Origin of the sequence: Marinobacter fonticola, from assembly GCF_008122265.1 — a bacterium.
In the GTDB taxonomy this organism is placed as follows: Bacteria; Pseudomonadota; Gammaproteobacteria; order Pseudomonadales; family Oleiphilaceae; genus Marinobacter_A; species Marinobacter_A fonticola.
Map to the genome: position 1 here is coordinate 3,033,822 of NZ_CP043042.1, position 12,394 is coordinate 3,046,215.

The window sequence follows — 12,394 nt, forward strand, 5'->3', positions numbered from 1 at the left end:
CATACGTTTGCAACACCACGACTGTCAAGCTCCCCATGATGAAATTATGTAGCGTGACGCAACCGGATATTGCGAATAATGTCTGAAAATGAGGAGCTTTAAAGAATTCAGGCAGTTGCCTGAAAGTTCGCGGAAGGGGCTGGGTCATTTAGGCTGGAGATACCTTGATAGGCCGTTTCGGCTTGCTGCCGTTGACGGTTGTTCGGCCTATCCTCTTTAGACTCTTCGGGGGCACTCGAATCCTCTTCGGATGGGGAACGACGCTCGGCGGCGAGCTCGACCTGCGCCTGCAGCATTGTCTGCATCGCCTGCGCCGCCACCTGACGGTCCTGAGTGGAGGGTTCGGCGGGCGCAAGTGCCGCGGCGCGGACAGTGCGCATCTTGTCGATCGTCGCCTGCGGATTGTTGGCTACCGGCGCCACATCGATGGGCACCTCGCCGCCCGTGGCATACTGCACGCCGTCCGGGCCTCGGCTGTAGGTGTAGCTCACCGCACCGGCGTATTGGCCACCTACCGACTGATGCGCGGCCTCGTGAGCCCTTACTTCGCGATCCCGGGCCTTGAGGTCTTCCAGTGCGGCCAGCTCAGACTCTTCGAGAGACTGACCGTTCACCGTGCGTGATTCAGGGTTTCCAGCGTCAGCTTGGCCCCTTTTTTCGTCAGAAGCCTGGCTCTTGGTGGGCGGATTGCTAGTGAACTGCTTGTCAGCGGATGCGCTATCAGCGGGGTTTACGGGCGCGGACGACCGCACCACTGGCACCTGGCCAGGCGAATTGACAGTCGGCGAGAGAAAATAGGGTGAGGCGGATAGTGCTAGGGACACCGCAGACACTCCGGCAGCGTTGCGGGTTAGGCCATGATATCCAACAGAGTCCCAACGGTTTCGTCAGCGGTCTTCACCACTTGGGCAGAAGCCTCGACGCTACGGGCATAGAGATTCAATTCAATGATCGGCTCGATCAGACTGTTGCCGCTATCGGTATTCGTACCCTGCGGCCCATCTGTCCCGGCGCGGGCAATCTTGCGGGCGGAGGCCTCCATACCGGCCATACCGTCTTGAACGCCCTGGATACCAATCGCAAAACTATTATTGATCATCATGGCCACCACTTATAGAACCATTGACCTCATCTAACCAGAAACCTGTCTAAAAATCAAACAGACCTTTAACGTCCAGGCGCTTTGATAGAGCTTCGGCGTCCGGTGTGGTCTGCCATGGCAAATCGCCAATCAAGGGGGCCCCCATGTGCATCTTGAGGTATTGCAGATTTTCTGACTCGACCGCCATGGGCTCGGGGACGACACGATTCGCAACCCAACCTGCGACCGTCAGGCCATCGGCGCGGATAGCTTCGGCAGTCAGTAGCGCATGATTGATGCACCCCAATTGCAGAGGCACCACCATAATGACGGGCAAGCCTAGCTCTTGGGGGACTCGGGCGTACGTTTCGCGGTCATTCAAGGGCACCCGCCAGCCGCCGGCCCCTTCGACCAACATGATATCCGCCGGACGCATCTGCAATCCGCGGCAAAGACCAATCAGGCGCTGAGCCGACAACTGCTTACCCGCCTGGACAGCGGCAATATGGGGAGCAATGGCAGGTTCCAGGGCGACCGGATTGATCTGGTCGTAAGGCAAGCTTTCGGTAATGGCGGCCTGAAGCGCCAGGGCATCCTCGTTACGCAAGCCCTCGACTGTTCGTTCGCAACCGGAGGCAACCGGTTTCATGGCGAGCGTGCGTAACCCCGCTGCTTTGGCGGCGTAAAGTAGTGCTGCAGACACCAGCGTTTTACCGACGCCGGTGTCGGTGCCGGTTACGAAGAAGGTCTTTTTTGCCATTCTGAAGATGCCTTACGTGATACGCCTTACGTTGCAGGGTTTACAAGCTATAGATTGCGAGGTTTACGGGCCGGTATGGCGGCCGTCATGCCGCGTGGCCCGGCAGTTCGCGCTGGGCATCGCCGAGGGCGCTCAATAGCTTGTCGAGATGCGCTTCGGTATGGGATGCACTGAAGGTCACTCGCAGACGGGATTCGCCTTCCGGGACCGTTGGCGGCCGGATAGCAGTCACCCAGATACCGCGAGCTTCCAGTGCCTTGCTCAGTGCCAGCGCCGACCACGCATCGCCCACCATAATGGGTTGAATCGGCGTATCGGACGGCATCAAGGCATATCCCAGGCGAGCAGCCTCACGGCGGAAACGAACGACCAGACGGGCCAGGTGCTCGCGCCTGTCGTCAGCCTCGCGCACCAGCCGAATACTGGTACAAGTGGCTTGGGCAACAGCGGGCGGCATGGCCGTCGTGTAAATGTACGTGCGCGCTTTCTGCACCAGATAATCCATCATTAGGGCCGAACCCGCCACGAAGGCACCGCTGGTACCGAAGGCCTTGCCCAGTGTGCCGATGACAATGGGCACGTCGTCCTGGCTCAGACCAAAATGGGCCGCGCTACCACGCCCTTCGGGCCCCACACAACCGAAGCCATGGGCGTCGTCGACCACCAGCAATGCGTCGTGTTGTTTGCACAACGCCACTAACTCGGGTAGGGGCGCGATATCGCCATCCATACTGAACACGCCGTCGGTGACAACCAGCTTGTGTCCATCCGTGTCAGCGAGCAGTGCTTCCAGCGCCGCCATATCAGCATGCGGGTACCGTTTGATCTGGGCTCGACTGAGAATACAGCCATCGATCAGGGAGGCATGATTGAGCTGGTCGGAAAAAATAGTATCGCCGCGCCCAGCCAGAGCGCTGACAACCCCCATATTTGCCATGTAGCCGGTGGAGAAGAACAGTGCGGCTTCACGGCGGGAAAAATTTGCCAGAGACTGCTCCAGGCGATGGTGGGCGGAATGGTGGCCACAGATCAGGTGGGAGGCGCCACCACCCACGCCGGTTTCCGGCAACGCCTCCCGGACGGCGGCAATCGCGTCCGGGTGGTTGGCAAGGCCCAGATAATCGTTGCTGCAGAAGGAGAGTACCGAGCGACCGTCGACGATCATATCCGGCCGCTGCGGTGTTTCGACCTGGCGACGCCAGCGGTATAACCCCTTCTCGCGTCGCTGCTCAAGCTCAGCTTTAAAGTCGCGCACGGATCACCTCAGGCAGACTTACGCTCGGCCGCATCGTAGAACAGATGGCGGTTGCGCTCCTGCTCCATCGCCTCGATGAGCCCTGCCTCGCGCTCGTTATCCGTATGAGGCTCGCCACGCTGTTCCGGACGGATACCCAGGCGCTGAAACAACTGCCGATCATGGTCGGCTTCCGGGTTCGAGGTGGTCAGCAACTTCTCGCCATAGAAGATGGAATTGGCGCCCGCCAGGAAGCATAGGGCCTGCATCTGGTCGTTCATTTGTTCGCGTCCAGCCGAAAGGCGCACGTGAGATGCGGGCATGACAATTCGAGCGACGGCGATAGTACGCACAAACTCGAAGGGATCCAGATCGTCCACATCCTCCAGTGGCGTGCCGGCGACTTTCACCAGCATATTGATGGGCACACTCTCGGGATGGTGTGGCAGGTTAGCGAGCTGCATCAGCAGGCCGGCGCGGTCATCCTCATCCTCGCCCATGCCCATGATCCCGCCACAGCATACTTTCATGCCTGCCTTGCGCACGGTTTCCAGAGTATCCAGGCGATCCTGGTAAGTCCGCGTCGTGATAATGTGGTTGTAGAACTTCTCGGAGGTATCCAGGTTGTGGTTGTAATAATCCAACCCGGCTTCGGCCAGCTCACCCGCCTGACCCTCGTTCAGCATACCCAGCGTCATGCAGGTTTCGAGGCCCAGGGACTTTACCTGGCGTACCATGTCCAGTACGTAGGGCATGTCTTTTTTGGTGGGACTGCGCCAGGCAGCGCCCATACAGAAGCGCGAAGCGCCTTTTTCCCGTGCCGCCTTCGCCTCGGCGACAACGTTCTCGATTTCGAGCAGCTTTTCCTTTTCCAGACCGGTGTTGTAGTGACCGCTCTGAGGGCAATACTTGCAGTCTTCAGGGCAGGCACCGGTCTTAATCGAAAGCAATGTGCTTACCTGAACTTCATTCGGATCGAAATGCTCCCGATGCACGCTCTGGGCGCGGAACACCAGATCATTAAACGGCAGAGCGAGCAAATCACGAATTTCGGCAAGCGTCCAGTCGTGGCGAATCGAAGTGGCAGTCATGTGAAGCATCCTGTTGGTTCTGTGCCGGTCACGCATTATGCTGTTCGATGGAGCCGGACTTTTTCTGTTCAGGGATTGAACGCATGATAAATTGCCTGAGGGCGCTGTCAACCTTCATTCAACCAAAGGTTAACATCTCCCATATTACCCCTCACCTTTGCGCGGGCTGTCTTAGTCCGACCCGCACGACGGGCCTCTGTCCAGGCTGCCGCGGCGATCTGCCACGCAACGATGCGGCTTGCGCCCACTGCGCCCTGCCCCTGGCTTCCTTGGCGGCACACCATGCGCAGTCGCTCTGCGGCCCCTGTATCAGTCAGCCGCCGGCTTTCGATAAAGTTCTCGCCCCCTGGCTGTACGGCTTTCCCGTCAACGGGCTGGTTAGTCACTTCAAGTACGGTAAGCAGCGGGCGTTCGGTCGGCCATTGGCGGAACTTCTGGCCCAGGAAATCGCAAATTCCGGGGTAAACCTACCCGACTGCCTGATTCCCGTCCCCATGCCGTCGCATCGCCTGCGACAACGCGGCTTTAATCAGGCGGAGGAGATTGCCCTCTGGCTGGCTGACAGCCTCGATATCCCGGTGACTTCCCGGGTTGTTCACCGTAAAAAGCAAGGCGAGACCCAATCCGGCCTGACCCGGCGGCAGCGTCTGGTTAATCTGAAAGGTGCTTTCGAAGTCATTGGCGATGTACCCGAGCATGTGGCATTGGTGGATGACGTTGTGACGACGGCAGCCACCGCTCAGGAACTGGCCCGAACGTTGAAAAAGGCAGGCGCTCGAACGGTTGACGTATGGGCGCTGGCCAGAACGCCTAAGGTGCCCACCGAAGACCTGTAAAACACCTTTTAGGCAACTAAACCAGCCACGTAGCGGCCAAGAGATAAACTGGCCGTAAGTCCCGGCGATTCAATACCCAGCAGTTGCACCACCCCCGGCAATCCGTGAGCGGTTTCGGTTTGGATCAGAAAATCCTGAAACCCGGCCTGGGCGTTCCCAAGTTTGGGTCTGACACCGGCATAGGCAGGTTGCAGCCGGTTCGGCTCCAATGCCGGCCACCAGCGCCGGATCGATTCGGCGAAGGCATCGCGACGGGCCGGATCGACGCTGTAATCCACCCGGTCGATCCACTCCACATCGGGCCCGAAGCGCGCCTGCCCGGCAAGATCGAGGGTCAAATGAATGCCCAGGCCACCGGGTTCAGGAACCGGATAGACCAGGGTATCGAACGGATGCCGTCCGGAATAACTGAAATATGAGCCCCGGGCGTAGTACTGCGCGGGCCTAACACCCTGGGGATAGCCCACCCAGCGCTCAAGCAGCGCGATGGCATCGAGACCGGCGGCGTTGATCACACGGCTGGCCGCCAGTTCACAAGGAGACGCCCCACCTACAGTCACAACATGCCGCCCCGGCTCGTCAGCACTGTTCACGGACTGCACCGGTGCACGACAGATCAGCATGCCATCACTGGCTTCCACATCCGCCAGTAGCGACAGCATCAGGGCGTGGCTGTCGACAATGCCCGTGGTGGGCGAAAAAAGCCCGGAAAGCGCGGTAACCTCCGGCAACGCTTGGGCAACACCCGCTTCGTTAACCCAGTCCAAGGGCACACCACAGGCACTGGCCCGATCGACAACAGCCTGGAGGGCCGGTGCCTGCTCCGAGGCCGTGGCGATTATCCATTTGCCGGTCCGCCGGTGGGGAATATTCCGTTGTTCGCAGTAGGCGTACAAGGCTTCGCGTCCCGCGACGCAAAAACGGGCCTTGAGGGAATCAGGGGGATAGTAGAGCCCGGCGTGAATCACCTCGCTGTTCCGTGACGAGGTCCCCTCCCCCCAATGGCCGCTTTGCTCAAGCACCACGACGTCCTGACCTGCAAGGGCCAGCTCACGAGCGCAGGCCAAACCCACGACGCCAGCTCCGATCACCACCGTATCTACTGAATAGCGTTCCAACGTCATGCAACGTTCTCTGACATGTGAGTTGCCTTCTACCATGGTCTTACGCATGTTCCGGTCGGAAGTCTGTGAAACGCAATGCTATCATTGCCCACCCGATCGATCGCAATGACAACGAAGGAGAGGCCCGTGAGCGCATCGTCCCGGCAGCTGGCTATGGCCGGCCTGGTTCTGACCACCCTGTTCTGGGCTGGCAATGCTCTGGTTGCACGGGGCACATCGGAAGCCATTCCGCCGTTCGCACTCTCCTTCTGGCGCTGGCTTATTCCCAGCATCTACCTACTGCCATTCACCATCAACGCAGTGATGCGATACAAGACGACCCTTCGCCGCCATTGGCTCCAAGTCATTGGCTTGGCGTTCTTCAGCGTCGGCGCTTATAACACGATTCTTTACCTCGCCGCCCAGACGACCGGTGCCATCAACATCGCACTGGTCAGTTCCACCATGCCATTGATGATCGTACTGCTGTCGGCGCTCATTCTTCGTATTCTGCCGGGCCGCCTGCAATTGGCGGGTTTGTTCCTGGCCTTCAGTGGGGTGCTGATCATCCTGACCCGAGGCAGCCTGGAGACGCTGCTCCAGGTCAATTTCAATCCGGGCGACCTGCTCATGGTACTGTCGATCGGCAGCTGGGCCTTGTATTCAGTCTTGCTCAAGCGCTGGCCGCTCGATATTCCGCTGTTTCCGTTGCTTTGCATCCTGATCACTATCGGCACCCCGATGATCCTGCCGCTTTATCTCTGGGAACTGCAAACCGAAGGCGGCTTCGCCATAAATTTACCTAATGCAGCCGCCCTGCTTTATGTCGGTACGCTGCCCAGCGTCGCCGCCTACTTCCTTTGGAATAACGGCATAAAGGCCCTGGGCCCGGATATCGCCGGTCTGTTTGCCTATCTGATACCCGTTTTCGCGGCCTTGATCGCGGTACCCATACTGGGCGAATCCATCGAAGCCTACCATGCCGCCGGAGGCGGCCTGGTGCTGGCCGGACTGATTGCCGCATCGCGTCGATCAAGAGCACCGGCCGCGACCGAACGCGCATCGCCTTAACCTGTAGCATTCGCACCGGCGAATAAACTCGTTATACTTCACCGCCCAAGCCCACAAAAAAGCATGGAATGCTACGGAACATTTTAGATGTCTGATCGCAAGCAGTTTCTGATCGTCATGCTGGTCGCAGCCCTGTTCGTCGGCTGGTTAGGCTGGCGCGGCGTGGAAGTGATCACCCTGAACGATCGCCTCCAATCCGACCCTCAATTGAGCAGCTACCCTTACCTGTTTCGCGTATTACGTGTTGATGGCGATACCGCAGTGATGACCTCACCGCGCTCCTATGAAGTCACCACACGTGAAGCTCTGGGCACCCTGTTCCCCGGCATGCAACCTCTGAACGAGGATCACCGGGACTGGCAGCGTGCCGAGCGTGAATTCGCTCGTCTCCAGGCCCGCGCCGGCAACCTGATCCTAGAGGATAGCCGTATCGACCGTGTCCGCTGGGAGCTGGACGCAAACTGGTACCACCTCACGCAGATGAAGAAGCAGAATTCGTCGCTCCGGTAGCGAGATAACCCGAAAACCGGCATACCGTAGCGCTGGCAGAGGCTGAGCCAAGCCCGCGGCTGTGGTATATTGCGCCACTTGAACTTCAAGTGGCGGAGCCTTATGTCTGATACCGGAGAGTCCACCGGACACCCTTACGACGCGCTGACGCCCGACGTCCTACTGGACGCTATGGAAGACGCCGGGTTTGTCATTAACGGTCGCCTATTCCCGCTTAATAGCTACGAGAACCGAGTCTATCAAGTAGGCATCGAGGACAGCCCCTCGGTCATCGCGAAATTCTATCGTCCCGATCGCTGGAGCCGCGCCCAGATCGCCGAAGAGCATGACTTTTCCCACGAACTGGAAGCCGCCGAGGTGCCGGTAGTCGCGCCCATGAAGCTGGCCAACGGCGATTCCATCGCCGAGCACCAGGGCTTCTATTTCGCCGTTTTCCCGCAGCGCGGCGGCCAAGCCCCGGATACCAGCGAGCCGGATATGCTCTGGCGTCTTGGGCAATGGCTGGGACAATTGCACAACCTCGGTGCCCAGAGGCCGTTCCAGGAGCGACCATCCATGGATCTGGTGGCCGGCGCTGAAAAAAACGCCCGCTACCTGACCGATAGCGGCCTGATCCCCCGAGATTTACGGCCGGCCTGGGATTCGCTGATACCGGATCTGATCAGCCATTGCCGCGCGCGCGTCGATGAGGCAGGACCCGTCGACACCCTGCGCCTCCATGGCGACTGTCATGCTGGCAACATTCTGGTGCGGGACGAGCACATGCTCTTTGTGGATATGGACGACTGCCGCCAGGGCCCTGCCGTGCAGGATTTGTGGCTGTTGCTCAACGGCGACGAACGAGAGCAATCGCTGCAGTTCAGCGAATTGCTCGAAGGCTACGAAACCTTCCGCGAATTCAACCGACGAGAGCGCTTTTTGATCGAGCCCCTGCGTTGCTATCGCCAGCTCAGCCACGCCGCCTGGCTGGCCCGGCGCTGGGACGATCCGGCATTTCCCAAGTTTTTTCCCTGGTTTGCCCAGCCGCGTTTCTGGTCCGACCAAGTTTTGGCGCTACGCGAACAGCTTGCAGCGCTACAGGCTTCGCCGATAAACCTGAGTGGACAGTATTGAAGATGAGTGATTCCGAACGCCGTTACAGCGCTCGCGCCTTGCTGGTCACGTTCTTTTTAACGGTGGTCGGTACCATTCTGGTACTCGAATCCACTGGTCGCATCGTACACACTGAAGATAAAGCCGAGGTGCCGGTTGGGGAATTTCGGGCCATCTACGTTGGCCCACGGGAAGATTACCGCATGTCGCCAAAGCCCTCTGAATTGCATGCGGAGTGCTATCGCGGCTATCTGGCCATCGGCTCAGACACCGATAGCACGCTGACCGGCCTATTGGTCGACTACAAGAACCGTGGCGTGCGATGCTTCGCGGGGCCGCAACCACCGTCCGCGGATTCAGCTATTCCGGATAATGACAGCAATGAACCCACCGAATAACGGTAAAGACGATAAAGTCCTCTTTGAAACGGACCGCATCTATACCTCTACCGCGTCCGAGGGCGGAGATTTCCGCTTCGATACTGCGGTAGCCCGCGTGTTCCCCGATATGATTCGCCGTTCGGTACCGGGCTACACCACCATCATTCCGATGATTGGCGTCATTACCGAGCGCTTTGCCCGTGACGATACCCGCTGCTACGACCTGGGCTGTTCGCTGGGGGCGTCGACACTCGCCATGCGTCACGGCGTCGGCGACCGGCGCTGCCGGATTATCGGCATCGACAATTCCAGCGACATGATCGAGCGCTGCCAGCATTTCATCGCCCTGGACGATCATCCTGCCACAGTGGAGCTGCGCTGCGAGGACATACTCGACAGCGATATACGCGACGCGTCGGTTAGCACTCTCAACTTCACGCTTCAGTTTGTCGATCCCGAACGTCGTCCGCAACTCCTAGAGCGCATCGCCCATGGCACGCTGCCTGGCGGCGCGCTCATTCTATCGGAGAAGATCCGCTTCGAAAGCGACTGGGAGCAGTCAACCCAAACTGAGTTACATCACGACTTCAAGCGGGCCAATGGCTATTCCGATCTGGAAATCAGCCAGAAACGCTGCGCTCTGGAACAAGTCCTGATTCCCGAAACCATCGCCACCCACCGCGAACGACTGCTGGCCGCCGGATTCGACCAAGTTACGCTGTGGTATCAATGCTTTAACTTTGTATCACTGCTTGCCGTCAAAGCCTAACAAGGCCCTAGGGAGATTGTGCCGTGTTTGACTGGAAACAACGCTTTCAGCCACTGTTTACCGATTTGGAGTCCAATGGACACCTCCAATGGGCAGACCATATCTGGGATCAACTTTATCGCCAGTTCGAAACCCAGCCCCATGGCGACCTGGAGCGCTGGAACGATGCCCTTTCGGAATTACCGGTATTGCACGAGGTGGACACAGACTTCAACGCGCCGGCCATTACCCTCTCCACACCGAAACCGTTGACCGAAGCCCAGCACAAAGATCTGGAAACCGGCCTGCGCGGGCTGATGCCGTGGCGCAAAGGCCCATTTTCATTCTTTGGTATCGACATCGATACCGAATGGCGCTCGAACATGAAATGGGACCGCATCTCGCCCTTTGTCAGCGATTTGCAAGGCCGCCGAGTACTGGATGTTGGTTGCGGCTCGGGCTACCACTGCTGGCGAATAGCCGGGGCCGGCGCCAGCGACGTTATCGGCGTCGATCCGGGCCTACTGTTTCTGATGCAATTCTTCGCCGTGAAGGATTTTGTCGACGCGCCTCATGTCCACATGATCCCGGGACGCCTGGAAGATCTGCCGGCCAAACTGGAATACTTCGATACCACCTTCTCCATGGGCGTGCTCTACCATCGACGATCTCCCCTGGACCATTTGCTGGAGCTGCGGGATACGCTCAGGGTTGGCGGGGAACTGGTGCTGGAAACGCTGATCGTCGACGGCCCTGAGGGCTACAGCCTGATGCCCGAGGACCGCTATGGCATGATGCGCAATGTCTGGTTCCTGCCCAGTTGCGACACCCTATTGCGCTGGCTTGATCGCACCGGCTTCAAGAATGCCCGCGTGGTCGATGTCACGGTGACTACGACGGACGAACAGCGCTCGACGGACTGGATGCGCTTCCAGTCGCTGGAGGACTTCCGCGACCCGGACGACCCCAGCAAGACGATCGAAGGCTACCCCGGCCCGAAGCGGGCGACGATTATTGCAGAGAAAGGCTGAAAAAGCGTTCGGCCACAGGCGCACGCCGCCAGACAGCCAAAGGTCGCACACAAACTGAGCGCTCGTCAGCGTCAACAAAATACCCAAAAAAAGGCGAAACGCATAAACGTTTCGCCTTTTGCCTATCGCACGCAACCGTTAGGTATTAATCATTCGCACCGAACGGGTGCCGCAGCACCACGGTTTCCACCCGGTCCGGACCGGTTGAAATGATATCGATTGGCGCTTCAATCTGTTCTTCCAGGAAACGAATATAGGCCAGCGCGTTCTTCGGCAATTGCTCCATACTGGTCAGGCCGACCGTGCTCTCGCTCCAGCCCGGCAGTTCTTCGTAGACCGGCTCAATATCGCGATAGTCGTCGCAACCAATCGGTGGCCGCTGCAGCTCGCCTTTCGGCGTCTTGTAGCCCACGCATACTCTTACGGTTTCAAGGCCATCCAGCACATCCAGTTTGGTCAGGCAGATACCGGACACACTATTGATCTGAATCGCATGACGCAGGGCGACAGCATCGAACCAACCACAGCGACGGGCGCGCCCTGTCGTCGTGCCGAACTCGTGTCCTTTTTCGGCCAGATGACGGCCGAAGTCATCGAATAGCTCGGTGGGAAAGGGACCGGCTCCGACACGGGTGGTGTAGGCCTTGGTGATGCCCAGCACATAATCCAGGAACAAGGGACCAAAGCCACTCCCGGTCGCCGTGCCGCCGGCCGTCGTGTTCGACGACGTTACGTAGGGATATGTTCCCAAGTCGATATCCAGTAGCGAACCTTGAGCACCTTCAAACAGGATATGCTCGCCCTTCTTACGCAGGTCGTGAAGGATATCGGTCACATCAGCCGCCATGGGCAGAATTTCCTTCGCCATGGCGAGGAGATCCTTGAGAGCCTGATCGACATCGACGGCCTCTTCACCAAAATATTCGGTCAACACGAAGTTATGGTACTTCATGATGTCCCGTAATTTGGTTTCGAAGGTTTCGGCGTTATATAAATCGCCAACACGCAGGCCGCGACGGGAAACCTTATCCTCATACGCCGGACCAATACCACGCCCGGTCGTTCCAATCTTGTCGTTGCCGCGCGCTTTTTCGCGAGCCAGATCGATGCGCACATGCGTCGGCAGGAGCAGCGGGCAGGCTTCGCTGATACGCAGGCGCTCACGAACGGCGACACCACGCTCTTCCAGTTCACGCACCTCTTTCAGCAACGCTTCAGGGGACAACACCACGCCATTGCCGATCAGGCAGGTTACGTGTTCACGCAGAATGCCCGAGGGTATCAGGTGCAGCGCGGTTTTCTTGCCTTCAATCACCAGTGTATGACCGGCATTGTGACCGCCCTGGAAACGAGCGACGGCTGCTACCTGGTCGGTGAGCAGGTCTACAATCTTACCCTTGCCTTCATCACCCCATTGGGTGCCCAGTACAACGACGTTCTTACCCATGATCTTCTCT

General features: G+C 58.7%; 14 protein-coding genes. 7 read left to right on the forward strand and 7 right to left on the reverse strand.

Annotated features, from left to right (window positions below):
- Positions 1-107 precede the first annotated feature (107 nt).
- From FXO11_RS13495 to bioB, 5 genes are all read right to left on the reverse strand, one after another.
- Positions 108-824: a putative metalloprotease CJM1_0395 family protein gene (locus FXO11_RS13495; RefSeq protein WP_148863460.1), complete on the reverse strand. Its 717-nt coding sequence runs from the start codon at positions 822-824 to the stop codon at positions 108-110.
- Between the two features lie 26 nt (positions 825-850).
- Entirely contained in the window at positions 851-1,099 is a 249-nt protein-coding gene (locus FXO11_RS13500) for a flagellar biosynthesis protein FlgE (RefSeq protein ID WP_148864920.1), read from the reverse strand.
- A gap of 49 nt (positions 1,100-1,148) precedes the next feature.
- Positions 1,149-1,841: a dethiobiotin synthase gene (gene bioD, locus FXO11_RS13505; protein ID WP_148863461.1), complete on the reverse strand. Its 693-nt coding sequence runs from the start codon at positions 1,839-1,841 to the stop codon at positions 1,149-1,151.
- 85 nt (positions 1,842-1,926) lie between these two features.
- Positions 1,927-3,096, reverse strand: coding sequence for an 8-amino-7-oxononanoate synthase (gene bioF / locus FXO11_RS13510; protein WP_148863462.1), 1,170 nt, complete (start codon positions 3,094-3,096; stop codon positions 1,927-1,929).
- 8 nt (positions 3,097-3,104) lie between these two features.
- Positions 3,105-4,166, reverse strand: a complete 1,062-nt coding sequence (gene bioB / locus FXO11_RS13515; protein ID WP_148863463.1) for a biotin synthase BioB — start codon at positions 4,164-4,166, stop codon at positions 3,105-3,107.
- Positions 4,167-4,249: 83 nt separating this feature from the next.
- Between bioB and FXO11_RS13520 the strand changes: the two genes are divergently transcribed.
- A complete protein-coding gene (locus FXO11_RS13520) occupies positions 4,250-5,002 on the forward strand; it encodes a ComF family protein (protein ID WP_148863464.1) in 753 nt (250 codons plus the stop codon).
- Positions 5,003-5,010: 8 nt separating this feature from the next.
- Here FXO11_RS13520 and FXO11_RS13525 read toward each other — a convergent pair whose 3' ends face one another.
- The gene (locus FXO11_RS13525; RefSeq protein WP_148863465.1) at positions 5,011-6,126 is read right to left on the reverse strand and encodes an NAD(P)/FAD-dependent oxidoreductase; all 1,116 of its coding nucleotides are present in this window, start codon (positions 6,124-6,126) and stop codon (positions 5,011-5,013) included.
- 126 nt (positions 6,127-6,252) lie between these two features.
- Here FXO11_RS13525 and FXO11_RS13530 point away from each other — a divergent pair, with 126 nt between their 5' ends.
- From FXO11_RS13530 to cmoB, 6 genes are all read left to right on the forward strand, one after another.
- Positions 6,253-7,176, forward strand: coding sequence for a DMT family transporter (locus FXO11_RS13530; protein WP_168203171.1), 924 nt, complete (start codon positions 6,253-6,255; stop codon positions 7,174-7,176).
- Positions 7,177-7,263: 87 nt separating this feature from the next.
- Complete coding sequence (locus FXO11_RS13535) at positions 7,264-7,686, forward strand: hypothetical protein (RefSeq protein WP_148863467.1); 423 nt, start codon at positions 7,264-7,266, stop codon at positions 7,684-7,686.
- A gap of 102 nt (positions 7,687-7,788) precedes the next feature.
- Positions 7,789-8,799, forward strand: a complete 1,011-nt coding sequence (locus tag FXO11_RS13540; protein WP_148863468.1) for a serine/threonine protein kinase — start codon at positions 7,789-7,791, stop codon at positions 8,797-8,799.
- A 2-nt stretch (positions 8,800-8,801) separates the two neighbouring features.
- A complete protein-coding gene (locus FXO11_RS13545; RefSeq protein ID WP_148863469.1) occupies positions 8,802-9,176 on the forward strand; it encodes a kinase in 375 nt (124 codons plus the stop codon).
- The gene (gene cmoA, locus FXO11_RS13550) at positions 9,160-9,927 is read left to right on the forward strand and encodes a carboxy-S-adenosyl-L-methionine synthase CmoA (RefSeq protein ID WP_148863470.1); all 768 of its coding nucleotides are present in this window, start codon (positions 9,160-9,162) and stop codon (positions 9,925-9,927) included. Before FXO11_RS13545 ends, cmoA begins: the two co-directional genes overlap by 17 nt.
- Positions 9,928-9,980: 53 nt before the next feature.
- Positions 9,981-10,937 carry a tRNA 5-methoxyuridine(34)/uridine 5-oxyacetic acid(34) synthase CmoB gene (gene cmoB / locus FXO11_RS13555; RefSeq protein ID WP_227546159.1) on the forward strand — a complete coding sequence of 319 codons (957 nt, stop codon included), beginning with the start codon at positions 9,981-9,983 and terminating at the stop codon, positions 10,935-10,937.
- A gap of 145 nt (positions 10,938-11,082) precedes the next feature.
- Here cmoB and FXO11_RS13560 read toward each other — a convergent pair whose 3' ends face one another.
- Entirely contained in the window at positions 11,083-12,384 is a 1,302-nt protein-coding gene (locus FXO11_RS13560; RefSeq protein WP_148863472.1) for an adenylosuccinate synthase, read from the reverse strand.
- Positions 12,385-12,394 lie beyond the last annotated feature (10 nt).

Bases quoted from the DNA above. Each gene is read 5' to 3' on its own strand.
- FXO11_RS13500 (WP_148864920.1), bottom strand. From the start codon at position 1,099: ATGATCAATAATAGTTTTGCGATTGGTATCCAGGGCGTTCAAGACGGT.
- bioD (WP_148863461.1), bottom strand. From the start codon at position 1,841: ATGGCAAAAAAGACCTTCTTCGTAACCGGCACCGACACCGGCGTCGGT.
- bioB (WP_148863463.1), bottom strand. From the start codon at position 4,166: ATGACTGCCACTTCGATTCGCCACGACTGGACGCTTGCCGAAATTCGT.
- FXO11_RS13520 (WP_148863464.1), top strand. From the start codon at position 4,250: ATGATAAATTGCCTGAGGGCGCTGTCAACCTTCATTCAACCAAAGGTT.
- FXO11_RS13525 (WP_148863465.1), bottom strand. From the start codon at position 6,126: ATGACGTTGGAACGCTATTCAGTAGATACGGTGGTGATCGGAGCTGGC.
- FXO11_RS13535 (WP_148863467.1), top strand. From the start codon at position 7,264: ATGTCTGATCGCAAGCAGTTTCTGATCGTCATGCTGGTCGCAGCCCTG.
- FXO11_RS13540 (WP_148863468.1), top strand. From the start codon at position 7,789: ATGTCTGATACCGGAGAGTCCACCGGACACCCTTACGACGCGCTGACG.
- FXO11_RS13545 (WP_148863469.1), top strand. From the start codon at position 8,802: ATGAGTGATTCCGAACGCCGTTACAGCGCTCGCGCCTTGCTGGTCACG.
- cmoA (WP_148863470.1), top strand. From the start codon at position 9,160: ATGAACCCACCGAATAACGGTAAAGACGATAAAGTCCTCTTTGAAACG.
- FXO11_RS13560 (WP_148863472.1), bottom strand. From the start codon at position 12,384: ATGGGTAAGAACGTCGTTGTACTGGGCACCCAATGGGGTGATGAAGGC.